The organism is Pseudomonas sp. DWP3-1-2 (genome assembly GCF_049896285.1).
GTDB lineage: Bacteria > Pseudomonadota > Gammaproteobacteria > Pseudomonadales > Pseudomonadaceae > Aquipseudomonas.
Map to the genome: position 1 here is coordinate 26,192 of NZ_JAFCTZ010000009.1, position 23,740 is coordinate 49,931.

A 23,740-nucleotide genomic window follows, 5' to 3' on the forward strand; every position below is an offset into this window, starting at 1 on the left:
GCCTACTCTGTAGGAGCTCACGAGCCACGCGAGGCAGCGATATCAGTTTGCCTGACACACCGATTCGCGGGCGTCGTAACCTTCGTGCGCTCCTACGGAATGCAGTTACAGCTCCTGCTCAGCCAACGCCACGGCGCGGAACATGGCGCGGCGTTTGTTCAGCGTTTCTTCCCATTCCAGCACGGGCACCGAGTCGGCCACGATGCCGCCGCCGGCTTGCACATGCAGCTCACCGTTCTTGATCACTGCGGTCCGAATGGCGATGGCGGTGTCCATGTTGCCGTTCCAGGCCAGGTAACCGACGGCGCCGCCGTAGACACCGCGCTTGACCGGCTCAAGCTCGTCGATGATCTCCATGGCACGGATTTTCGGTGCGCCGGACAAGGTGCCCGCAGGCAAAATGGCGCGCAGTGCGTCCATGGCCGTCAGCCCGCTTTTCAACTGGCCCGTGACGTTGGAAACAATGTGCATGACGTTGGAATAACGCTCGATGACCATCTTTTCCGTGAGCTTGACCGAACCGATTTCCGAGACGCGACCGGTGTCATTGCGCCCCAGGTCGATCAGCATCAAGTGTTCGGCGATTTCCTTGTCGTCTGACAGCAGGTCTTTTTCCAGCGCCAGATCAGCTTCTTCGTTGGCGCCGCGCGGACGGGTGCCGGCAATCGGGCGCACGGTGATCAGGTTGTCTTCACAGCGCACCAGAACTTCCGGCGAGCTGCCGACGACATGGAAGTCGCCAAAGTTGAAGAAGTACATGTAAGGCGTCGGGTTGAAACAGCGCAGCGCCCGGTACAGATCAATCGGCGCGGCCTTGAAATCAATGGACATGCGCTGCGAAGGAACTACCTGCATGACGTCACCCGCCAGGATGTATTCCTTGATGGTGTCGACCGCTTTCTCGTAATCGTCCTGGGTGAAGCTGGAACGGAACACCGGGTCGGCTGCCTGTGGCCGCGTCAGGTCCAGGCCGCGACGGGGCGTGATGGGCTGACGCAGTTTTTCCATCAGCGCTTCGAGACGCGCCAGGCCATCGTCATAGGCATCCGGTTGCGCAGGATCCACCAGCACGATGGCGTGCATCTTACCCGCCAGGTTGTCGAACACGACCACCGCATCGGAAACCATCAGCAGGATGTCTGGCACGCCCAGCGGGTCCGGGTTCGGGCATTTGCCCAGTCGCTTTTCCACGTAGCGCACACAGTCGTAACCGAAATAACCCACCAGTCCGCCATTGAAGCGCGGCAGCCCCGGGACAGTCGGCACGTTGTAGCGCGCCTTGAATTCTTCGACGAATGCCAGCGGATCTTCGGACTCGAGACGTTCGATCTCGACGCCGTCGTGGGTCACGCTGATCTGTTGCTCATGGACGCGCATCACGGTGCGGCATGGCAAACCAATGATGGAGTAACGGCCCCACTTTTCACCGCCCTGAACCGATTCCAACAGATAGGAATTGGGCTCATCAGCCAGTTTCAGGTAGATCGACAGCGGCGTGTCGAAGTCGGCCAGGGTTTCGTAGGCAAGCGGGATGCGGTTGTAACCGGCAGCAGCCAAACGCAGGAATTCTTCGCGATTCATGATCAGCCTCGTGGTTGAGGGGTAAAACGGTCAGGTAGGCAAACGGTGCCGATGATTCGGCGAATTCAAGTCAGGCGCGCCAACGCCAGCGGGCCAGGGCCTTCATGACTTTCATCCAGAGTTTGCGAGTGACCACCACGATGGAATCTCTAAGAGAGGCAGATTGGGTTCCCGGCAACAGTATCTCAGCGTCCAGATCCAGGCAACCGGGAATAAGCCGACGCAGGTCGTCGATGACCAATGCGGGGGATTCTTCCGCGATGGGCCGGCCATGGTTGTAGCCGTAGCTGAGCGCGACACAGGCAACCCCGGCAGCCTTGGACGCTTGCACGTCGCTGCTTGAATCGCCCACGAACAGCGACTGCGAAGCAGGGACGTTGGCCATTTTCATCACGAAAAACAGCGCGGCCGGATCCGGTTTTTTTTGCGGCAGGGTGTCGCCACCCACGATCAACCGGAAAAAGCGCCCCAGTTTCATTTCATCCAGCAGCGGTGCGACAAAGCGCTCCGGCTTGTTGGTGATCAGCGCCATTTGCACGCCCTTCCTCTGTAGCCACTTGAGGGTTTCACGCACGCCGGGATAGACGACGGTGTGCTCATGCTTTTGCGCATAAGCTTCCATGAAAATCGCCAGCGCCTGTTCAGCCAGTTCGTCATCGACCGAGCTGTGATCGATACTGTTGGCGAGCGCGCGACGCACCAGAATCGGCGCGCCGTTGCCGACCCACATTCTGACCGAGTCAAGGCCTGCAGGCTCCCGCCCGAGGGCGACCAGCATTTTGTCCACTGCCACGGCCAGATCCGGTACCGAATCGATCAGGGTGCCGTCCAGATCAAACATGATCAGTTTGGGCAGGCGACCCGGAAACAGCAGCTCGAAGCCGCTCATGCGCGGGCTGACGCCAGTTCTGCGCGCATCTTGTCGATCACTTGCTTGTAATCGGGCGTGTTGAAAATCGCTGACCCGGCCACGAATGTATCGGCACCGGCAGCGGCGATTTCACGGATATTGTTGACGTTGACGCCGCCGTCGATCTCCAGGCGAATGTCCAGCCCGGAAGCCTCGATCAAGGCCCTCGCTTCGCGCAGTTTGTTCAGCGTGCCCGGAATGAACTTCTGACCGCCAAAACCGGGGTTGACGCTCATGAGCAGGATCATGTCGACCTTGTCCATCACGTACTCCAGCAGGTTCAGAGGCGTCGCCGGATTGAATACCAGACCCGCCTTGCAGCCACCTTCCTTGATCAATTGCAGCGAACGGTCGATGTGCTGGGTCGCTTCCGGGTGAAAGGTAATGTAGCTGGCACCGGCCTCGATGAAGTCGCCAATGATGCGATCCACCGGGCTGACCATCAGGTGCACATCGATGGGCGCCGTCACGCCGTATTTGCGCAACGCCGCACAAACCATCGGCCCGATGGTCAGGTTGGGCACGTAATGATTGTCCATGACATCGAAATGCACGATGTCGGCGCCTGCGGCAAGAACGGAGTCGACTTCCTGGCCCAGACGGGCGAAGTCGGCGGAAAGAATCGACGGAGCAATGAGAAAGGGCTGCATGACGCACCTTTGGGCAGGATCACAGTGGCGCGCATTGTACTCCAAGAGTTTCGCGAACGCTTTGGGGCATTGATCGGGTCAGGACACGGTCTTTAGGGTCAATCGGCACCGAAGTGCCTAGTCCACCACATCGAAGATGACCCTGGCGGTCTGACCGCTTTCGTCGAGCACGCTGAGTTCATAGCGGCCCAGGCGCGTCAGGGTCGGGCCGAAGCTGTCCTGGTTGGCGGTATCCGCGGCGGGCGCGCCGTCAACGAACCACCAGCGACGACCGCTGCCGCCCAGTGCGGAAAGCTTCAGGCGCAAGGCCTGATGCGTGCCCGCTGGCAGGCGCAGATGGTCCCCGTCGCGCACCCCGACAATCGTCAACGGCGCAGCCAGCATCAGGCCTTGGGGCGGGCAATCCGGATCAGCCTCGGGCAAGCGCGCTTCGCGGCGCTCGGCACGGGGCAGCCAGGGTTCCAGTGGCGCAGGCCAGAGGGCAACGTCCTGAGCCACGGCACCGGGACAACCAGACCCGACGCGAAGGCCCTTGGCATTGACCAGGATTCTTTCCTGTAACCCCAGGCCCAATGGCTGATCGGTGGCCTGCAACGTCGGCGGTGTCGTGCCGTCCAGGGTCCAGGCGAACCGCTGGCGTCGGCAGTTCGGATCGTTCTTGCTCATGGGCTGCCCCAAAGGCCAGCAAATCGCCGCGACCCCCACATTCAGTGGAACGGGCTGGACCGGCGCAACGATGCCGCGCTGGCTGTCGCGATTGGTCAGCACATCGTGAACCTGCAACATCAAAGGCGCTGCCGACGCGAGCCCGAACTGCCCCGGCACCGGCGTGCCATCCGGGCGACCGATCCACACGCCGACCAGAAAACGCGGTCCGACGCCTATGGCCCAGGCATCCCGAAAGCCATAACTGGTGCCGGTCTTCCACGCCAGTTGCGGGCGTTGCACCAGGTCCGCATGGGGGTCCATGTCGGGCCGTGAATGGCCACTCAGAATCTTGCGCACGATCCACGCCGCCCCCGGCGACATCATGGGTCGCTCCCGCAGAGGGTCGTCGGGTTGCAGGCGGATGTCGGCGCTTTTGCCTCCGCGCGCAAAGGCGCTGTAACCGCCGACCAGCTCTTCCAGACGACTGCCGACGCCCCCCAGGATCAGCGCAAGACTGGGCTGTGCAAGAGGGGGCAAGGTCAGGGGCACGCCGCCATTGTGCATGTGCGCGGCGAAGCGTTTCGGGCCATAGGCTTCCAGCAGTTGCACCGCAGGCAGGTTCAACGACATGGACAAGGCAGAACTGGCCGCCACCGGACCGCTGAAACCCGCAGAAAAATTACCCGGCCGGTAATCGCCATATCGGCGCGGCACGTCCTGCAGCAACGACTCGGAATGAATCAACCCGGCATCCATGGCCATTCCGTAAAGGAAAGGCTTGAGGGTCGAGCCGGGTGAACGCAACGCTCTGACCATGTCCACATGACCGAAACGCTTTACGTCATTGATGTCCACGGAACCGACGTAAGCGCGCACCGCCATGTTTTGAGCCTCCACCACCAGAATCGCGGCAGAGGTTCGCTCAGGCAACCGGGCACGCCAGCCCAGCAACAGGTCTTCAAGCCTTCGTTGCAGCGTCGCATCCAGGTTGGTGCGGATCAAAGGCGGGCTGTTCGGACGATTCAGACGCCGTGCCAACAGGGGCGCAAGGGCCGGCTCCTGACGGGGCGCCAGCAGCAGCGGCTCTTCCAGGGCCTCATTGACGGCACGTTGCGGCCAGACCTGAAACTCGGCCAGACGCCTGAGCACTTTGTCCCGGGCCGCCTGGGCACGTTGCGGATGGCGATCCGGCCGCAATCGGCTGGGCGCCTGGGGCAGCACGGCCAGCAACGCGGCTTCGGCGCGGGTCATCTGCAGCGGCGACTTGCCCAGATACGCCCAACTGGCCGCTGCGACACCCTGCAACGTCCCGCCAAACGGCGCGCGATCAAGGTAAATGCCGAGAATCTCGTCCTTGGACAAATGCCATTCCAGTTGCAGGGTGCGCCACAACTGACGGGCTTTACCGGGCAAGGTTCGGGAGTGAGGGTCAAGCAGCCGCGCCACCTGCATCGACAAGGTGCTGCCGCCCGATACCACACGCGCGCCCCGCAGGTTTTGCCAGGCCGCCCTGCCCAATGACAGCGGGTTGATGCCGGGATGGCTGTAGAACCAGCGATCCTCGTAGGTCAGCAACGCTTCGATGTAATACGGCGACACCTGCCTGACCGACACCGGATAACGCCAGACGCCATCGGCATCGGCAAAACGCCACAAGGGCGTGCCATCTTCCGCGAGCACCACACGGGCCAGATCGTCTTCGGGCAGGGGGAGCGGCCAGATGCGGTCGGCCAGCCAGAGCAGGGCGATGACCAACGACACGCCACCCAGAATACGAAGACCAGGTTTGAGCAGCTTTTGCCCGAAGGCATGACCTACCGCAGAGGTTGCGGACTTCAAGCTCCCGCGCCAGTCACCTGACGATATTCGCAGCTTCAAGGCAAAGAGCCTTTATCATCCACGGAACTCGCTGCTCTAATGAACAGCCAAAGCGAACAGGCGCGTTTTTCCACGAACCCCATCAGGAAGTACATATGCAGGTAGAAAGCTTTTTCGAATGGCTTGGCCAGGCGCTCGGCGCGGTGATCCGCTTCATCGTCGATGGGCTGGAATGGATATTCAATCTGTTCACTCACGCGGGCGGCAATTTCGTCGACGGCTTGTCACGCACACTGGGCATGGACACTTCCCTGATCAGCATTCTGGCGTTGATTGTCGGGCTGATGCTGCTGTACTCGGCTATCCGCGCCTTCATGCGCGCCTCGATCGTCGCCGGCATTATCTGGCTGGTGTTGGGGCTGTGGCTGTTGAGCTGGATTATTCATTGATTTGAGCCGAACACCGTTGGAGCGAGGCTTGCCCGCGAATCGCAATTCCAGGCGACCTGTTTATCGCCTGAACCGACGCTTCGCGGGCACGCCTCGCTCCAACAGAAGCTAACTATTTACCCTTCACCACCATCTGCGCCGGCGCTTCACCCAGCGCCTGCCAGTTCGGCCGATACATCGACTCCACTTGCGGCGGCGGCACACGATAGACACCCGGTGTGACCGCGCGGGCCAGATACAGCAAATGCACAGTGCTGTCGCCATTCAAATCCAGGGCGGCGACATAACGGTCGGCGCGGTACTCCTGATGTTTGACCCCGGCATTCTCCATGGAGGTCTTCCATTGCTTGACCGACTCGCTGGCGTCATCAAGGCTGGCCGCTGCCTGCGCAAGGTTCTGGTTTTCCAGCTCCAGACCGGCTGGCAACAAATCGACCACCAATGCATCCGGCACCCGCTGTCTGGCTTTGACTTCGATGTGCACCAGCAACAACTGACCGCTTTTCAACGAATCCAGGTCGGCCTCTTCGCCGTTCAGGCTCAGGTATTCGCGACGGATGCTCAGGTTTTCACCCCCCGCCGTGGGTGGCTTGGATGGATAACCGGAAATCGTCAACTGCTGATACAGCGTCTCGCCGCTCTCATTCTGCAAGGACATCGGCGAAGCCAGCAACGCGCCCTCCAGCTTCAGGCCCGGATTGGCAGTGTTGATCTCACTGGTCTGGTTGCCGCTGGTGAGGAGCGCTTTCCAGTTCTTCTCCGGTTTGCCCAGCAAATCCCGCCCCGCGAGGAACAGCGAGTTGCGCTCCTGAGTCGACAGATAACGGTTGGCCGCGACTTCATCCGCCAGCGCAAACAGTCGCTGATCGCGCCTGTCCGCTGCCAAGTGGTTTTCTTCCAGCAAGGCCAGGATCAATGCCTGATCGCGTAGGGGACTGCCGTAGTCGGCGAGCCATTCGTTGGCCTGGCGTCCTGCCGCGAGACCGGCCAGCATCGCCTGATCTGCACGCGGCTTGTCGCCCATTTTTTCCAGGGCGATGGACAGCTGCACCAGCGGCAGACCGGAACGTGCGTCAGTGCGACGGTCGAACAGGCTGCGCAGCGCGCCCAATGGCGCTTGCTGGCTGCGGGACAACACCAGACCGGCATAAGCCTGCACGGCAAAGCGCGTATGTTCGGCGTTTTCGCTGTAGCTGACCTCGATCTGATTGCGCTCCTGCAAATAACGCAGCAGCCGTTCGTTGGCTTTTTTCAGCGCTTCGGGAGGGACCGCGAAACCTTGATCCCGGGCCCGAGACAGGAAATCGGTCACGTAAGCCGTGAGCCAGTACTCCTCTTCTCCGTCGGCGCTCCACAGACCAAAGCTGCCGTTATAGCGCTGCATGCCCAACAGACGCTCGATGCCGATTTCCACGCTGCGCTTGCGATCCGCTTCCGGCTCACCCTTTAGGCCCAGACGCTTGAGGGTTGCCGCATCGGCGTACAGCGAGGGGTACAAGCCGCTGGCGGTTTGCTCAAGACAGCCATAGGGATACGCCTTGAGCGCACGAATCTGCTCACCCAGGTTCAGGGGAGGACGACTCGACACTGCCAGCAAGGCTTCACGCCCGGCAGGTTCGAACGCTTCCAGTGCGCCCTCCGGCAGGTTCCACGGCTGATCGGTGATGGCCGCACGGTAGTGCTTGAGCAGCGCCGGGTAGGCCGGCCGGACGCCAAGGGTCCATTCGCGAGTGAACGGCGGCAGGTTTTCGCCCGGAAGATCGAGGCCTTGCACCAGCACCTTGATCTTGCCCTGGCCGAAGCCGCCCAGTGCCTTGACCGGAATACGCAGTGTCTTGCGCTGATCCTGTGCCAAGGGCACGCGCTGGGTGAACTCGCCGTCGGCCAAGCTCAGTTGTCCGTCCGCGCTCAGTTGCACGTTCAGCACCTGAGCCTTGCCGGACAGATTGGAAACATCCAGGGCCACTGTCGTCTGATCGCCACCCGCCAGGAAACGCGGGGCCGACAGCTCGGCAATGATCGGCGCAGCCACCACGGTTTTTGCCTCGGCCATCCCATAGCGTTCACCGGTCCAGGCCTGCGCCATGACGCGCAGTTCGCCATTGAAATCCGGGATGTCCACGCTGACTTCGCCTTCGCCCTGTTCGTTCAGTGTCACCGGCGCGCTTTGCAGGGCAACAATAGTGACGCTGGTTTCAGGTCGTTTGCCGCCTTTGGCCAGCGCCGCATCGCCCCCGAAGGCCAGGGATGCCAGACGGTTGCGGCCAGCCTCGATCAACTGCCCGTAGACGTCCAGTTGATCCGCGCCATAGGACTTGCGACCGAACAGGCTGGCGAACGGATCAGGTGTCGCATAGCGGGTGATATTAAGGATGCCGACGTCTACCGCCGATACCAGTACATGCACGTCCTTGGGCACACTGCCGTCAGCATTTTTAGCGATCACCTTGAGTTTCAGCGGTTGCTGCGGACGCATTTTTTCCGGCGCCGTGATGCTCAGCGCCAGCTTGCGTTGGGTGCGATCCAGCGGCAAATGCAATACGCCTACAGCACGCTTGGGCGTGACATTGGCTTTGCGCTCGCCGGGGCGAATCACCAGCGCGCTGACATACAGGTCATGGCGCGTCCATGTCTTGTCCAGCGGGATATCGAACGCCTTGCCCTCAGCCGGCACGTCGATTTCCTGCCACCACAGCGGCCCCTCGCTGGATTCCACCAGCAGATAACCCTTGCCTGCCGACGGTGGCGTCACAGTGACTTTTACGGTATCGCCATCGGCATAGGCCGGTTTGTCCAGTGCCAGCTTGACCTGATCGGGCCGCACCGCGCCGCCGTCGGCGTTGTCCTGCCACTGATAACCGGCCCAGAAGCGCATGCTGCTGACCAGCCCGGTTTGCGGGTCTTCGACTTCGACTCGGTAAGGGCCCCATTCAACCGGGAACGTGACCTTGGCGGTCGAGCCCTGCTTGATGCTGACGGTTTCTTCGCTGAGATTCAGGTACTTCTCGTTGTAGTGATAGCTCCAGCCATCGCTGTCCGAGTAATTCCAGTAATAGTCGCGACGCTCACGAATCAGGCGAACCTTGAGGTTATCCGCGGCCAGTTTGTTGCCTGCGCTGTCAGCCACCAGCACTTCAAATTCGGCCGGGCCGTCGCCATCGGTCTGGGCCAGACCGTTGGTGTCATCGTCCTCGCCTTCGCCGCTCGTGGTGTCGCTGCCAAACAATGCACGCACACCGGGCAATTGCTCTGCGGGCCAGACCGGTTGCACCACACGCCGGGTGATCGGCCGACCGCCAGACTCTTGCAGGCTGGCTTGCAGAATCAGTTGCAGGGGCGATCTGGCATTGGACCATTGGCTTGGCACATCGATGCTCAGCTTGCCCTGTTCGTCCAGGGTACTGGCGTCGATCTCCAGATCCTGCTTGAGCTCTTCTTCAGTGATCGAACCGAACTGATAGCCCGGCAACGCAGGCACCGCGTCACGCAGGGGGCGCACGTAAAGCAGGCCCGTCAGGTTATTGCCAGAGGCCGGAGCGCCGTACAGATAACGACCGGTCACGTCGAACACTGCGTTGTCCGCAGGGGCAATCGGGCTGTCGCTGGCTTTGATTTCCAGCGCCATGCGTTCGGGAAGAAAGTCTTCTACCTGAAACTCGTACAGCTGCGGCTTGCCGTCGCCCAGGTCGAACACCAATTGCCAGCGCCCGGTGGGCGCTTCATCAGACAGCTGCAGTTGATACTGATAAAGCCCGGTCTTGTCGGCGTCCCACACAAACTTGCGGCTGACTTGCTCGTCCGGGCGACGCACTTCCACCGTGACCGGTTGCGGCTTTACCTCCTTGCCATCGTTATCGCGCAGCAACCCATTGAGCAGCACGGTTTCGCCGGGGCGATACAGATCCCGCGGGCCGAAGATAAAGAATTGCAGGGCATGAGCCTTTGGCCCAGTGATGTTGAATTCCGCCAGATCCAGTGCAGCACTGTCCAGACGCAGCATGCTGGTCTGTTCGTCTTTATGGGCCAGCACCAATGCCGCCTTGGCTGAAAGCGGCAGCTCGGCGTGGCCCGCCGAGTCGGTTTTGGCCTGACCGACGATTTTGCCATCGCTGTCGTAGAGCGCCAGGTCGATGTCGCTCAGGGCCTTGCCCCCTTCCAGCGCCTGAGTGAATGCGTCCAGACGATTGGCGTAGCGATGCACCGACAAGCCAATGTCGCTCAGGGTAAATACTGTGGCCGGATTCGAATAACTGTAGCTGCCTGCCGCTTTCATCACGGCCAGATAAACGCCCGGCTGCTGCAATGCCTTGATACCCGCAATGGGCAACAGCACGGTTTCCCGCGTGTTGCGCGCCGGGTTCAAGTCGAAGCGCGCGCCGTAAACCAGATCGGCCCGGGCCAGAAGCTCTTCGGAGTTGTAGCTCTGCACGCTGGAAGCGCCACCCCACTGACTCAGAAACGCAGGCAAGGCTTCGGATTTTATCCGGAAGAACTCGACATTGACCTTGTCGACGTTCAAGGCGATCACCGGCAGGCCTTCGGCCAAACGGGTCGGCAACAGGCTGCCACGACTGGCGAAGCCCACCGTTGCCTGCAGGTCCTTGGTTTCAAGGCGGCTGGTAAACTCGGCGGCCAAGGTGGCCTTATTGACGGCCAGAAGGCCAGCATCAACGGTCAGTACCAGTTTGCGCTGAGGCTCCAGATGCCGCAGCCGCAGTTCCATCAGGTTGTCCGACAGCTCCCACGCGCCGTCAACCTTGCCGCTCTTGCTGTCCACCAGATGCAGTTTTTCAGCAAACTTCTGCTCCGGGTCCAGCGGTACGGAAAAACTTACCGACAAGGTGCTGGCACCCTCGACCTGGATTTCTGACACGTCAACGACCGTCAGCTCCCGCCCGGCATACCGCTGGCTCAGCGCAGGAATGTCCACCGCCGGCCTGGGCTGGCTCGATTCACCGGCCACTGACCCGCTGGCTGGCGCAGAAACCGGGGCCTGCTTGTCTTGTGTGGAGGAATCGCAGGCGCTCAGCAGCGCAAGCGCGCAAGCCAGAAACAATCCTTTGTTAAGCATGGGACACTCATAGGGCGACGATTGAGAGGACGCTACTATAGCAGCCGGACGTTCGACATGATGCGGCGCAAAAAATAGACATTGGGATTGAGACGTTGTTCTCAGCGTCCCGCAGGCTAAAAGCAACCAACCTCTGTAGGACCGGACTCATCCGGGAAGATGTCGAGAAGGTCACGTTCGGATTCGCCGATGAACATAGAATCCCCAACGGCATCAAGCCGCGATGCAGATCTCGCTGGAGCGAGGCTTGCCTGCGAAGAAGCCTGTACACCCGTTACAAATTTATCGCCCCAAAAGAGCGTTCACGGGCACGCTTCGCGCCAACGGTTTTGTAGACGTCCATTGCTCTCTACAATGCCCGCCTTGCCCGGGAGCCTTCATGTCCACTTTGCTTGACGACTGGCGCCACCGCCCCACCCATCAAAAGGTCTGGGCGCTGGCGGCACCGATGATTCTGTCCAATATCTCCGTGCCCCTGGTGGCGCTGGTAGACAGCGCCGTGATCGGTCATCTGCCCCACGCCCATCAGTTGGGTGCCGTGGCGGTGGGCGCGACGCTGTACACGTTTCTGGCCTGGACCATGGGTTTCCTGCGCATGGGCACCACCGGCTTTGCTTCGCAGGCGGCCGGGCGCAGCGACGGGGCAGCGTTGCGGCAGATTCTGTTGCAAGGCCTGCTGCTGGCGATGGGGCTGGCGGCACTGCTGGGCGTTGTCGGCCTGCCGTTCAGTCACATGGCACTGAACATGATGCAACCGTCCGCCGACCTGCAATCGCTGACCGAGGACTTTTTCCACACCCGGCTTTTTGGCCTTCCCGCCGCCCTGGCCGGTTACGCGCTGGTGGGCTGGTTCCTCGGCACGCAGAACGCCAGGGCACCCCTGGCGATTCTGCTGACCACCAATCTGGTCAATATCACCCTGAATCTCTGGTTCGTGATCGGCCTGGACTGGGGCGTGGTGGGCTCCGCGCGCGCCTCGGTGCTGGCTGAGTGGACCGGTGCACTGCTGGGTCTGGTGCTGGCACGGAAAACCTTGCGCACCTGGTCAGGACAGATCGCCTGGGGGGCGCTAAAGCGCTGGCACAACTGGCGGCCCTTGCTGGCGGTCAATCGCGATATTTTCATTCGCAGTCTGGCGCTGCAATCGGTGTTTTTCCTGATCACCGTGCAAGGGGCCCGGTTGGGCGATGCCACCGTGGCTGCCAACGCCTTGCTGCTCAACGGCCTGCTGCTGACCGCCCACGCGCTGGATGGCCTGGCCCATGCCGTCGAGGCTTTATGTGGTCACGCCATCGGCGCACGCAACCGACGCGCCCTGCGCCGCTCGCTGACGGTGGCCGGGGGCTGGTCGCTGATTGCAAGCCTGGCGTTCGCCCTGCTGTTCTCGGTTGCCGGGCATTTGTTTATCCAGATGCAGACCGATATCCCGGACGTGCGCGCAACCGCCTTTATCTACCTGCCGTACCTTGCCGCCCTCCCCTTGCTGGCGGTCTGGAGTTATCTGCTTGACGGATTATTCATTGGGGCCACGCGGGCCCGCGAGATGCGTAACGCCATGCTGCTCAGCGTGATCCTCATCGCCCCCGTCGCCTACGCTGCCCAAAGCCTGGGTAACCATGGGCTGTGGCTGACGCTGTTACTGTTCATGTTGATTCGTGGGGCCACGCTGGGCGTCACCGCATGGCAGTTGAACAAGACGGGGGAGTGGTTCAGCGGGCCCGCCCACTGAGCGACGGCATCCCGTCAGGATTCGGTTTCATCCACAGGGGGCGGCTGGCTTGCCGCCGCAAAGAGAATCTGCGGGCTGACCAGCTTCAAGCCATCGGCGTCGAGACTGATACTGCTGTCGCCCACCCTGACTGACCACTCGCTGCCCACCTGATAAGTGATACGCGGCCCTCCCCTCAACTGAATGCAGCGTTCATCACCGATAAACTGCGGCGGCACGTTCGCTTCGAGTGTCCAGGTCCGGGGCACGCCCGGAAGTACGGCGGGGGTGTCTTCGGGCTGCCGAAGCGTGGCCATTACAATGGGTTGGTCAAGATCCTCATCCATAAAACCCACCACCACCTGCATACCGCCGCGCAATATCGCCACCAGCTTCGCGGCGACAGGCAACCAACACTCGCCGTATGACGCACCGCCCCCCTGATACCCCCAGTCGAACCGGGCTTTTACTCGCCCGAGCGCATCATAAATGGCTGGCTCGCCCGCCAGCCCCACGATGCATGCACGCTGGATATCCGCAACCGCGGGGCGTTTGACGGGTTCAGGCGTGAAACCGTTTTCCCAGGGTGTCGCCTTAAACCGATTGAGATAGAGCGCGGCGTCGCTGCCCCGGCGCGCACCCAGTTGCCGTGGGTCAAAGCCACGATGCTCAACGGCCGTCACCAGCCATAGGTGGTTGAACGCCACCACCGGATGCCCCTTGAGTGGCATCAGATGCCCGGCGGCCACAAACGGCAAGGTGCTCTCCCCGGCAGCCACCTGCAGCGAGCGATCCACGCCGGAGGTGTTCACCGAAAAACGGCTGACACCGGCGTGCAGGGGCATATCCGAAAATTGCGCCGTCGGCACGGGACGAAACCCGCGCAGGCCATCGCCGAAAACCAGTTCATGGCCTTGGGGCGAATGCCGGAAGTGATAGTGAATACGCTCCTCACTGCACAGGCGCTGGACCAGTTGCAGGTCGGACTCACGGTATTGCGCGCAGTGATCCCTCACCCGGCATTCTGTTTTGAGATCAAACCGATAGCTGTCCTCGCGAATACCGTGTTCGAGCAACACCCGACTGATAATCTGCGGTGCCGTCATACCCTGAAAGACGCGGGGATTGTAACGCTGCCCAAGGCAGGCAAGCCGTGGCCCGATCGTCAGTTGGTAGCACGCGGGGCCTGGCCTGAAATGACTGCGTTCCACGCCCTGAATCTGCCCGTGAACACCCAGCTTGCGCCCCTTGAAATGCAGGAACGCCGACCGGTACATCAGGCTGTTCGGGTCCAGTTCAGGGTCATCGACCAACACTTCCAGCTCAAGACGAAACAGTTGACTGATCCCCTCCGTCCCGCTGAAAGACAGCACCTGCAAGCCGCTCGCAACCAGGGCGATGTCGAGGCGAAAGTGCGGTTCCTGATGCATGGGCGGGCTTCTCTACGTGTACGCGGCCGGGAATTCTGGCCGAGAACATGCTCGGGGTAGAGAGCGAAACGCAGATTAGGAAGTTGCCTACAGAAGAAAGGAATTCGGATTACAGCATCCGATTTGGGTAGCCGTATGACTCAGGCGGGTCCTTGACACCGGATTCAACCTGGCAGTTGATCCGGTGCCGACCCCTGTGTAGCGCGCTTGCCCGGGCCAGCGCGCTACACAGGTGGGACTGCCAGGGAATTACGAGGACAGGTAAGAAGAGCGCGTCAAACCAAGACGCAGCGCGTCCAGGTATTGGGTGCGCTCGCGCGGGGAGATTTTGGCGCTGGCGACTTTGTCCCGGTAGTGGGTCATCAGTTCTTCCGGCGACAAGTGCACGTAGCGCAGCATGTCTTCGATGGTGTCGTGGGTCTCGATGCCTGCGTGGTAAACGCTGCCGTCCGGATTCTGGTAGATGTTCACCGAGTCGGTATCACCGAACAGGTTGTGCATGTCTCCCAGAATTTCCTGATACGCGCCCACCAGGAAGATACCCAGCAGGTAGTCTTCACCTTCGTTCAAGGCGTGAACCGGCAGGCTGGTTTCGATGCTCTGCTCGTCCACGTACTGCTTGATCTTGCCGTCGGAGTCGCACGTCAGGTCTTGCAGCACGGCACGGCGCAGCGGTTCTTCGTTCAGGCGGTGCAGCGGCAGGATCGGCAGGACCTGGCCGATTGCCCAGGTGTCGGGCAGGCTCTGGAACACCGAGAAATTGCAGATGTACTTGTCAGCCAGCTTATCGTTGAGTTCGTCCAGCACCTGGCGGTGGGAACGCTGACGCGCCTTGAGCGAGTTGTGCAGACGGCGGCAAACCGAGAAGTAGCATTGCTCGGCCAGGGCTTTCTGAGCCAGACCGATCTTGCCATCGGCGTACTGGGTGGCGATATCGCTCATGTAGTGCGTGGCGCGCCAGTAGGTTTCGGTGACCATCTCGATATCGGTCGGGCCCAGCAGGTCCACCAGCCATTGCACGGTTTCCGGCAGGCTTTCCTTGTCTTCGATCTTCGGCACTTCGTCGTTGTGCTTCTCGACGTCAGTGACCTGCACCACCAGCATGGCGTGGTGGGCGGTCAGCGAGCGGCCACTTTCGGAGAAAATATTCGGATGCGGCAAGCCCTGCGCATCGCAGAACTCCTTGAGCATGCCGACCACGACACCGGCGTAATCGTCCATGTCGTAGTTGATGGAGCTGGCGTTGCGCGAGTGGGTGCCGTCGTAATCAACGCCCAGACCGCCGCCCACGTCGATGTGGTCCACCGGCAGACCCAGGTTGCGCAACTCGCCGTAGTAACGAATCGCTTCCTTGAAGCCGTGCTGATAGTCAGCCAGATTGGCGATCTGTGAACCCATGTGGAAGTGCAACAGACGAATGCCCTGATCCAGACCGGCCTTGCGGAAGCGCTCGACCACCGAAAGCAGTTGCGCGGCAGACAAGCCGAACTTGGACTTCTCGCCACCGGTGTCAGCCCACTTGCTGGATGCCAGCGACGACAGGCGAACGCGCAGCCCCACTTGCGGTGCGACCTTCAGGTCGGCGGCTTCTTCGATCACCAGTTCAACTTCGGATTCTTTCTCGATCACGATGAACACGTTGTGACCCAGCTTCTGACCCATGAGCGCCAGACGAATGAATTCACGGTCCTTGTAACCGTTGCACACGATGGTGCCGCCTTTCGGCGCCAAAGCGAGCACCGCCATCAGCTCCGGCTTGGAACCGGCTTCAAGACCGATGGAAACGTCTTGAGTGGCAATGATGTTCTCGACCACGGCTTCCTGCTGGTTGACCTTGATGGGATACAGCGCGGTGTACTTGCTCTGATAGCCAAGGCGCGCAATGTTCTCGTCAAACGCGCCGGTCAACTGGCGAACGCGGTCTTGCAGGATGTCGGGGAAACGCACCAGCAATGGCAGGGACAAACCGCTTTTACGCAGGTTGTCGACCTGCTCGTACAAGTCGATGGGCGAACTGCTCGGACCATTGGGACGAACCTCAACGCGACCCGCTTCGTTGATCGCGAAATAACCGGCCCCCCAATGGCGTATCCCGTAAACACTGCGGCTGTCCGCAACTGTCCATTGGCTGCCATCGTCTTTGCGTGTGCGTCGTACGGACATCAACGTCCCCTATAAAAAGTCAGATAGCGCCAGCCGAAAATCGGGCTCGGCGCAGTGTAAAGAGTGAAAATGACGGTTTGGCGCCAACTCGTCACCGCTAGTAGACCGGCGGCGAGGGGCAGAGTTTAGAAGCGCCGGTCAACCGCCGGACTTCTTGGCCTTGAAGCCCTGTTTAGCCAGTTCGGCCAACAGCAGCTCCACATGATCACCCTGAATCTCGATCACGCCCTCCTTGAGTGAACCGCCGGTGCCGCAGCGCTGCTTGAGGGTTTTGGCCAGATCCTTGAGGGCGTCTTCCGCCAGAGGGACGCCCGTGATCGTCGTCACCGTCTTGCCGCCGCGACCTTTGCTTTCGCGACGCACGCGGGCGATGCCGTCACCTTCGGGGATCACCGTCTTTTTGCAGATACAGGCGTCGACGGGCTGACGACAGTCGGGACAATGGCGTCCCGCGTCAGTGGAAAACACCAGACCACCCAGCGCGGCGAATGAAGCGGCTTTTTTTGCCACTGCACATCCTCTTGTTGAGGACCGAAGACCAGTCGACATGAGCATGGACGCCGTTGTCGACCGCGAAGCCCCACTCATGCAGGGGCAGCGCAACTGACCGGATCACCCCGGCCAGCTTGAAAAGGTCGCGCAGTGTAACGGCAAAAAGCCCGGTTGCTAAGGGCTAATGTGCGCCAATTCATTCACCCTTCGCGACGTTGGCCAGATAGCGCTTCAAGGCCGCCAAAGAGTCCGGGCAATAAGGCTTTGCCTCGGTTTCGCGCAGCACTTGCTCAACCGGGATAAAACGCGCTTCCAGCACCTCTTCGGGCTGTAACGTCAACGGCCCGTCCCAGACCGCCGAAAACACGGCGCACCACAGCCGATTGCCCGGCTGATCGAAAAAAAACTGCTCATGGGCGCGTAACGCCACGCCATTGACGCCCAGCTCTTCGGCCAATTCACGGGCGGCGGATTCGGCATAACTTTCATCCGCTTGCACCATCCCGCCTGCAGCAACATCCCAATAACCGGGATAAATGGCCTTGCTCAAGGTGCGACGGTGAACACACAAATCGCCCGCAGAATTGAACACCAGAATGTAAGTGCCACGGCCAATCAGGCCGCGCTCGCGAAGCTCCGCCCGCTCCATGGAGCCGAGCAAGTGGTCCTGAGCATCGACCCAGGCGATCTGCTCGGCATCGGAGGCGGCGCGGTGCGCGGTTTCATTGGCTGAGAACGACATCGATCAGCCTTGCGACAGCAGTTGACGAAGGTCAATCACGGCGGCATTGGCGCGGGAAATGTAGTTGGCCATAACCAGTGAGTGGTTGGCCAGAACGCCAAACGCACTGCCGTTGAGTATCATCGGGCTCCACATCGGTTCTTGCGACGCTTCCAGCTCACGAATGATCTGACGCACACTCACCGTTGCATTCTTTTTGGCCAGTACATCAGCGAAGTCCACTTCAATGGCGCGCAACAGGTGAGACAACGCCCAGGCCTGACCGCGTGCTTCATAGAACACGTTGTCGATCTGCAGCCACGGCGTCTCGACGATTTCCTCGTCCACCTGCGGCACTTCCCCCGGCTTCACCTCAGCCATCGCCTCGGTTTTCAAGGTACTGTTGAGCTTGACGCGACCGACGCTCGCCGACAAACGCTGGGATAACGAACCCAGGCGCGTGCCCACATCCCCCAACCAGTTGTTCAGGTTGTCCGCGCGGGCATAAAACAGCGCATTTTTCTGCGCAGGATCGGAAAGGCGCGCTTGATAACGGCTCAGCGCAGCAATGCCGTCACGGTATTGCGACTCGCTCGACGGCAGGATCCAGCTGCGGTTGTTGAAGTTGAACAGCGGCTCGGCCTTGGCCAGATCGCTGTCTTCGGCGGACTGCGACTGGGAGCGGGCAAAGTCCTTGCGCATGGCACGGCTCAAATCACGCACCTGAACCAGCACGCCGTATTCCCAGCTAGGAATGTTGTCCAGCCACAGACCCGGCGGCAGACGGTCGTTGGACAGGTAGCCACCCGGCTTGTCGAGCAGCGTCTGAGCAACGGTTTTCAAGGTTTCGACCGTGGTGTAGCCGACCACCATCTGCCTGCCGTCGCGCTGCGCCGCAGCCTGGGCGTTCTGCTGGACAGGGAACAGCGCGGGCTCCTGGCTCCAATACCAGCCGATCAGCAACGTGGCGATCAGGTAAATCCCTATCAGCACGCCCAAGGCCCGACTGTAAAACAGCCCGCCCAAGTAACCGCGCCGCTTCACTGAGGCAGGTTCATCGACGCGTTCACTCGCGCTGCCTGCGCGGTTTTTCCAATCCAGCATGGCCATATCCTTTCAATCACGGAGTTCAGTGCTCTGACCGCAACCTTACAGCAAGGTGCGTTTTGCGGGTATGAGGGGTAGGTGGTTTTGTTGTTTCCAGATGACCCGCTGGCGAGGCTTGCCCGCGAAGAGGGCGGGACCTCCAGAAAATCTTCTGTGGCAGGCACATCGCCTTTGCGGGCGAGCCTCCAACGTGGGGGCGCTGGCGTGGCAGAGATGTGGCGGTATCGAACGTAAATCCTGTTGGAGCGCGGCTTGCCCGCGAAGACGTCGTATCGGACGATCTATATAGGTCGCCTGAAATTCCGATTCGCGGGCAAGCCTCGCTCCCACAACCCCTCTGCCATTCATACGACCACACCAAAACCGGAAATGCCCTACAGGATTGGGCATTGACCCAACTGTGCGGCTCTTTATCATGAGCGGCCTGAGCCTAAGAACTCTCAACCCCGTTAACTCCCGCCACGATAGACAGCGGCTTTTTTTGCGCCTTTCGATAAGGATTCTTATCGCCTGCGCACTACACTTCTGCTTGTCTGTCATGTCGGGAGTCGGCTAATAAAAGACCCTTCGGGGGAATATGCTGGCACCAGGTTTGGGTGTTCTTAGCTCCCGACGCCTTTACTGCAAAGAGGACAGACCGCATGGACGCCCTTTACGAACCCCTCGTTTTCACCCGCCACAAGCTGCCACTCCACGCGCTGATCATCGAACGTCAAGCCTGGTTCTGCGCGCTGGACCTGGGCCGACTCATGGGCATGTTCTTCGAACAGCGCATCACCCGAAAACTCGACGCAGATCAACGCCGCACCGTGAACCTGCGCTACAAAGGGGAAGTGCAAGAAGTGCAGATGATCAGCGAGTCCGCGGTCTACGCCCTGCTCATCTACCACCATCACCCCGCCAACAGCCAACTGCGCCAATGGCTGACCTACGAAGTGCTGCCCCACCTCAACCAAGCCCCCTCGCGCCACATTCACAACAGCCCGACACCGGCAAGACTGGAGTGGCAAGGCGGCGAACTGAGCGTGATGCACTGGCAGAACGAACCGTGGATTCGATTGCGGGATATGCCGAGTTTGTTGCCGGGGCGGGAGGGGTTGCAGGTCACGCCAGCCAGTGGGTGGAAAAAGATCAGAATTAGATTGGGCCTCGACAGTAAGGAGCGAGCGCTTTTCTGATGATCCAGGGCTTGAGTTGCCCTATATACCGCGTTCTGCATACTTCAACAGAGAAGAAAAATACAAAAATCGACCATACTATTATTTTTTTCAGCCAAGGCGCTTGTTCTGTGCCTGCCCCCATGAACATTAACAATATAATCAGAAGAAGCCACCTTAGGGGCAGCTGAAAATACACCACATATTTGACCACGGGCTTATTGCAAAAAAATAGCAGGCATAACGCGAGAATGGACACATTAGATAGATAGCAGATACCGAACCACACCAGCAAGAACGAGAAACTCGAGCCTGACAAATCAGCAAAGCTCGACACAATAAATTCGAAATCACTCCAATAGGGTACGCGATTCAACATCAGGCTGATAAACCAGTACCAGACGATACAGAGAGCATCATAAATCCCGAACAGTAGACATACGACTCGCTGACTTAGCCGGAAATGCATGATTTGCCCCATGCTCAAACTCACTCCATTTGATACTGCCGCCTGAAATGCAGAGGTACGTTGCCATACTTGCATTGTTCCAGATCACTCTCAGTGGACAGATCGGTAATAATTCCGAGCCGATATTTACAATAAGTAATGACCTTTTCTCGCTCATCAAGCGAGAGTTCATCAATCCGCTTGGGGTCGGACTCATAAGCAAAAATATTATAAAACCTCACCTGCAAGGTTAAGTATTTTTTTTAAAAAATACCGCTTCAGGATCAGCATCTTCGAGGTAATCGTAGAACCCATAATTCGCAGCAAAGTAAATTATAAGCACCACGAAACCGGCTAGAAAAACCTTCATGACTTAGACGGCGCAAGCAGGCCAGATTGAGAGCGCAATATGCGCACAAACTCCAGAGCCAAATAACCAGGACATATCTTCCCTTCTTGAAATGGAAACTCTCGATGCCCACCTAGAACAAAAATATTAAATACACTCTTCAACACCTTAATAAGGCCAAGCAGAGCGTCAATTTGACGGGGAGGTATTTCAGGCGTCGTATCATATCCGACACGGTCATTTGCCATTACCCTGGCGTCTGCCACGATATCATCCCCCTCATCAATAGCAGTGAGATTTTGCAGCAGCACGATACCGATAACGCCAGTATTGAATCCAGCCAAATGACTTCCTTTATAACGAATGAATGGCATGCGAAGGCATTTCATAAGCAGCCGGCCCCACTTGGCAACATGACGACCATAACAGCTTCAAACTGGTGACTTATGAGTCGACACTAGAGAAATAAATCTTATCATCTCAGCGACCACAAAAAACACCATTACAAAAGTCAGCGCCACCTTAACCGTTATGGTTTTGCTGGCAACCACAGCAGTACCCAGCACTATCACCCCAACCAATCTAAATGGCAACTGCGCAAAAATCAGATACCGAACCCGTCTTGACCCACTCAAAAAAAGAATAAACGACAAAATGATAGACACGTTGAAAACCCATAAAGCCGTAGCAATAGGAACAGCTAAAAACTGCCAGTCGCTTTGTGAATACGGCTGCCCCCAAAACATTTGCAACAGCTGAAACTCATAAAAATAAGGAACATGATCACTCATCACACTGACTAGACAATACAAAAAAATGAATAAACCATCAAAAATCCCCCACACTAAACAGCATCGCCTAAAACTACCATTCAACCAACGTAATAAACTCACCGAAGACCTCCACACATGCAATTTTTATACAAGCATTCGATACCGCCGAAGCGTTTTAACTTTGCATCTATCTCACACCGAAGTTTACAAAAATTGATCATTGCTGCATACCACACGCCTGTAAACGGGAGCTCTGCCCCTACGACACGGTGAGAATATTTGTGACCTTAACCATGAACAAAAGAGACACCTTAATAAAAAATACGGCACTATCAGGACGATTTTCATGCCCAGCGTTCTAGCACCCCACATCCATAACAAGAACCAATACCAACAATACTATGAGGCCCGCCCCTATCCTAAATCAGGAGCTCGAAGCCCTCTCTCAGCTCTTATTTTTCGCGCCAACTCTAAACCTCCATTACCCGGACAAACCTTCTCTTCATCAATTTGCTTGGGAAATTCCCGGTGGCCACCTAAAACCTCAATGGTGAAAAATGATTGAATAACATCCAGCAACGCGTTAAGCGCCACCACCTGCCGACTGGGAGCTTCGCTCTGGGTTTTATAACCCCATACCGCCATAAAATCTTTCGCATCATCGACCAGATCACCGACTTCATTGGGAGTGGTTAAATCCTCCAACAGGACGATACCTATAACGCCTGTGTTGTAGTGAAGGACACTGCTTCCTTTCAATCTTAAATCGCGCCCTTCAAAAATATGGCCCGTACAATCTATACCGAAATGGTAGCCAACCTCTCCAAATTTAACCAGATGGCTACTCAAAATCCGCCCCATTTGTAGCGCCCCAAAATCCCCACAACCAAACGTGCGCCCCGCGTGATGCAAGGCAACCATCGAATAGTCCCAATCCATTGCCATCGTCGGGGTATTCTTAAGCGCCCCCCAAGCCGAACGCTCCGTGGATAAAAATTCTGAGCGCTTCAATGCCCGCAAAATGACTTCACGCGTCATCGCACGATCATCTACTGGAATTTCAATTAGCGGCAATTCTATATCTAAATTGCGAGCACCTACTAGAGTAATTAGGCGTTCCCGCGCTTCCTCGCTCACAAACCTATCGATATTTCCTACCGGAGCCTCATATTCGACACGTATAGAGATCCTTGAGCGCTCAGACAACGCAAACACACGCACTATTCCATCAAAATCCGACTTACCCTTAACTTCCTCTCCATCAACTACAGCAACATAAGGCCTGAGAGGGAGTGGCATTCCTGTTTCACTGTTTATAATCCGAAAAATCTGACCATACCTGATTTTCACCGATGCCTGAACCGGAGGCGCCCTTAGCAACTCCTGCACTCGTAGATCAAACATCCGCTCGCGCACAGGCTCATCAAACTGTCCCCAATCGAACGCATAGGCTTCGTCCTTGACCAGTAGCCACTCACCCGTCTCAACACGTTCCAATACTTCGCTCTCGAAGTTAATCAGTTGATCGCGACGCAACTGACTCAAACCGTCGATGCGTTCGCGACGCTCAAAAGCCTGACCCAACAATCCTGCCGCCTCATCGGCCGGGTAGGCATTGCCGAGCTCTTGCGGCAGCGAATATTGAGCGCTGATCAACTTCAAAGCGGGCTCTCTCCAATCCATTCGTCGTAGCCTGACGTTCCGGCGATTTCGTGCCGCCAGGTAATGGTCTGGTAAGCGATGTGCACTCTTTCAAGCTGGGTGAAATGGGCGGTGCTGAGATCCTGACAATGGGGAAGCAGCAAGTCGATGCCGATGATCAGGGCATTCTTGAGTTCGATCGTGTAGAAATGTTCTTGCGCTCCACTGACGGCGTTACGGAAAAATTCGATCCGACAGAGTTTCAGCGGCTCACCGTTACTCAAGGCGGTATTGATAAGAGGGGATGATTTATCGAGCGCTTTGGTAATGATTACCGGCTTGTGCATTCTCTGACCTGCTTGCACGCCGCCAGGTACTGTTATCGCGTGGCTAATTTGCTGGACGAGAATCTGATTTTCATGCCCTTGCTGCCATGAATTGCCGACAGAGGCCTCGCTCAGTGCGCCTTGGGTTATGACGCCTTGTTGCGTTCCTTCAATCCTCATGTACGCGGGCGTTGGCATAGGGAGACACTCCTTGGTAGTAAATACCCGGCACCCTACCAGCCCTTCCAGCCCCCCAACCCACCCCCTCAAAAATTCGGAAATACCTGACAACCCCCAG

17 protein-coding genes are annotated in these 23,740 nt (G+C 58.5%); 3 read left to right on the top strand and 14 right to left on the bottom strand.

The window, feature by feature from the left end:
- Positions 1 to 105: 105 nt before the first annotated feature.
- The 4 genes from trpE to pbpC form a co-directional block, all read right to left on the bottom strand.
- The gene (gene trpE, locus ACP7B0_RS18100) at positions 106 to 1,581 is read right to left on the bottom strand and encodes an anthranilate synthase component I (RefSeq protein WP_426142892.1); all 1,476 of its coding nucleotides are present in this window, start codon (positions 1,579 to 1,581) and stop codon (positions 106 to 108) included.
- A gap of 70 nt (positions 1,582 to 1,651) precedes the next feature.
- Positions 1,652 to 2,470: a phosphoglycolate phosphatase gene (locus ACP7B0_RS18105; protein ID WP_426142894.1), complete on the bottom strand. Its 819-nt coding sequence runs from the start codon at positions 2,468 to 2,470 to the stop codon at positions 1,652 to 1,654.
- Entirely contained in the window at positions 2,467 to 3,141 is a 675-nt protein-coding gene (gene rpe, locus ACP7B0_RS18110) for a ribulose-phosphate 3-epimerase (RefSeq protein WP_426142896.1), read from the bottom strand. Before rpe ends, ACP7B0_RS18105 begins: the two co-directional genes overlap by 4 nt.
- Before the next feature lie 117 nt (positions 3,142 to 3,258).
- Positions 3,259 to 5,550: a peptidoglycan glycosyltransferase PbpC gene (gene pbpC, locus ACP7B0_RS18115; RefSeq protein ID WP_426143094.1), complete on the bottom strand. Its 2,292-nt coding sequence runs from the start codon at positions 5,548 to 5,550 to the stop codon at positions 3,259 to 3,261.
- 212 nt (positions 5,551 to 5,762) lie between these two features.
- Here pbpC and ACP7B0_RS18120 point away from each other — a divergent pair, with 212 nt between their 5' ends.
- A complete protein-coding gene (locus tag ACP7B0_RS18120; protein WP_426142897.1) occupies positions 5,763 to 6,056 on the top strand; it encodes a hypothetical protein in 294 nt (97 codons plus the stop codon).
- Between the two features lie 112 nt (positions 6,057 to 6,168).
- On the opposite strand, the gene ACP7B0_RS18125 is transcribed toward ACP7B0_RS18120, so the two are convergent.
- On the bottom strand, positions 6,169 to 11,127 hold the full coding sequence (locus ACP7B0_RS18125) for an alpha-2-macroglobulin family protein (RefSeq protein WP_426142898.1): 4,959 nt from the start codon (positions 11,125 to 11,127) through the stop codon (positions 6,169 to 6,171).
- 379 nt (positions 11,128 to 11,506) lie between these two features.
- Here ACP7B0_RS18125 and ACP7B0_RS18130 point away from each other — a divergent pair, with 379 nt between their 5' ends.
- Positions 11,507 to 12,856, top strand: a complete 1,350-nt coding sequence (locus ACP7B0_RS18130) for an MATE family efflux transporter (protein ID WP_426142899.1) — start codon at positions 11,507 to 11,509, stop codon at positions 12,854 to 12,856.
- A gap of 14 nt (positions 12,857 to 12,870) precedes the next feature.
- On the opposite strand, the gene ACP7B0_RS18135 is transcribed toward ACP7B0_RS18130, so the two are convergent.
- From ACP7B0_RS18135 to ACP7B0_RS18155, 5 genes are all read right to left on the bottom strand, one after another.
- The gene (locus ACP7B0_RS18135; RefSeq protein WP_426142900.1) at positions 12,871 to 14,265 is read right to left on the bottom strand and encodes a type VI secretion system Vgr family protein; all 1,395 of its coding nucleotides are present in this window, start codon (positions 14,263 to 14,265) and stop codon (positions 12,871 to 12,873) included.
- Positions 14,266 to 14,514: 249 nt separating this feature from the next.
- Positions 14,515 to 16,428 (bottom strand): arginine decarboxylase, encoded by a 1,914-nt coding sequence (gene speA / locus ACP7B0_RS18140; protein WP_426142901.1) that lies wholly within the window; start codon positions 16,426 to 16,428, stop codon positions 14,515 to 14,517.
- 138 nt (positions 16,429 to 16,566) lie between these two features.
- Positions 16,567 to 16,938, bottom strand: coding sequence for a translation initiation factor Sui1 (locus ACP7B0_RS18145; RefSeq protein WP_426142902.1), 372 nt, complete (start codon positions 16,936 to 16,938; stop codon positions 16,567 to 16,569).
- 178 nt (positions 16,939 to 17,116) lie between these two features.
- Positions 17,117 to 17,662 (bottom strand): NUDIX hydrolase, encoded by a 546-nt coding sequence (locus ACP7B0_RS18150; RefSeq protein ID WP_426142903.1) that lies wholly within the window; start codon positions 17,660 to 17,662, stop codon positions 17,117 to 17,119.
- 3 nt (positions 17,663 to 17,665) lie between these two features.
- The gene (locus ACP7B0_RS18155; RefSeq protein ID WP_426142904.1) at positions 17,666 to 18,745 is read right to left on the bottom strand and encodes a DUF2333 family protein; all 1,080 of its coding nucleotides are present in this window, start codon (positions 18,743 to 18,745) and stop codon (positions 17,666 to 17,668) included.
- Between the two features lie 644 nt (positions 18,746 to 19,389).
- Between ACP7B0_RS18155 and ACP7B0_RS18160 the strand changes: the two genes are divergently transcribed.
- Positions 19,390 to 19,926 (top strand): BRO-N domain-containing protein, encoded by a 537-nt coding sequence (locus ACP7B0_RS18160; protein ID WP_426142905.1) that lies wholly within the window; start codon positions 19,390 to 19,392, stop codon positions 19,924 to 19,926.
- 793 nt (positions 19,927 to 20,719) lie between these two features.
- Here the strand turns inward: ACP7B0_RS18160 and ACP7B0_RS18165 are convergent.
- From ACP7B0_RS18165 to ACP7B0_RS18180, 4 genes are all read right to left on the bottom strand, one after another.
- Positions 20,720 to 21,076, bottom strand: a complete 357-nt coding sequence (locus tag ACP7B0_RS18165) for a peptidoglycan recognition protein family protein (protein ID WP_426142908.1) — start codon at positions 21,074 to 21,076, stop codon at positions 20,720 to 20,722.
- Between the two features lie 57 nt (positions 21,077 to 21,133).
- Positions 21,134 to 21,595, bottom strand: a complete 462-nt coding sequence (locus ACP7B0_RS18170) for a hypothetical protein (protein WP_426142910.1) — start codon at positions 21,593 to 21,595, stop codon at positions 21,134 to 21,136.
- A 294-nt stretch (positions 21,596 to 21,889) separates the two neighbouring features.
- Positions 21,890 to 23,137: a peptidoglycan recognition protein family protein gene (locus ACP7B0_RS18175; protein WP_426142912.1), complete on the bottom strand. Its 1,248-nt coding sequence runs from the start codon at positions 23,135 to 23,137 to the stop codon at positions 21,890 to 21,892.
- Positions 23,134 to 23,640 (bottom strand): Hcp family type VI secretion system effector, encoded by a 507-nt coding sequence (locus tag ACP7B0_RS18180; RefSeq protein WP_426142914.1) that lies wholly within the window; start codon positions 23,638 to 23,640, stop codon positions 23,134 to 23,136. Before ACP7B0_RS18180 ends, ACP7B0_RS18175 begins: the two co-directional genes overlap by 4 nt.
- Positions 23,641 to 23,740 lie beyond the last annotated feature (100 nt).

Coding starts and splice junctions, on each gene's coding strand:
- trpE (WP_426142892.1), bottom strand. CDS start 1,581: ATGAATCGCGAAGAATTCCTGCGTTTGGCTGCTGCCGGTTACAACCGC.
- ACP7B0_RS18105 (WP_426142894.1), bottom strand. CDS start 2,470: ATGAGCGGCTTCGAGCTGCTGTTTCCGGGTCGCCTGCCCAAACTGATC.
- rpe (WP_426142896.1), bottom strand. CDS start 3,141: ATGCAGCCCTTTCTCATTGCTCCGTCGATTCTTTCCGCCGACTTCGCC.
- ACP7B0_RS18120 (WP_426142897.1), top strand. CDS start 5,763: ATGCAGGTAGAAAGCTTTTTCGAATGGCTTGGCCAGGCGCTCGGCGCG.
- ACP7B0_RS18125 (WP_426142898.1), bottom strand. CDS start 11,127: ATGCTTAACAAAGGATTGTTTCTGGCTTGCGCGCTTGCGCTGCTGAGC.
- ACP7B0_RS18130 (WP_426142899.1), top strand. CDS start 11,507: ATGTCCACTTTGCTTGACGACTGGCGCCACCGCCCCACCCATCAAAAG.
- ACP7B0_RS18135 (WP_426142900.1), bottom strand. CDS start 14,265: ATGCATCAGGAACCGCACTTTCGCCTCGACATCGCCCTGGTTGCGAGC.
- speA (WP_426142901.1), bottom strand. CDS start 16,428: ATGTCCGTACGACGCACACGCAAAGACGATGGCAGCCAATGGACAGTT.
- ACP7B0_RS18150 (WP_426142903.1), bottom strand. CDS start 17,662: ATGTCGTTCTCAGCCAATGAAACCGCGCACCGCGCCGCCTCCGATGCC.
- ACP7B0_RS18155 (WP_426142904.1), bottom strand. CDS start 18,745: ATGCTGGATTGGAAAAACCGCGCAGGCAGCGCGAGTGAACGCGTCGAT.
- ACP7B0_RS18160 (WP_426142905.1), top strand. CDS start 19,390: ATGGACGCCCTTTACGAACCCCTCGTTTTCACCCGCCACAAGCTGCCA.
- ACP7B0_RS18165 (WP_426142908.1), bottom strand. CDS start 21,076: ATGCCATTCATTCGTTATAAAGGAAGTCATTTGGCTGGATTCAATACT.
- ACP7B0_RS18180 (WP_426142914.1), bottom strand. CDS start 23,640: ATGCCAACGCCCGCGTACATGAGGATTGAAGGAACGCAACAAGGCGTC.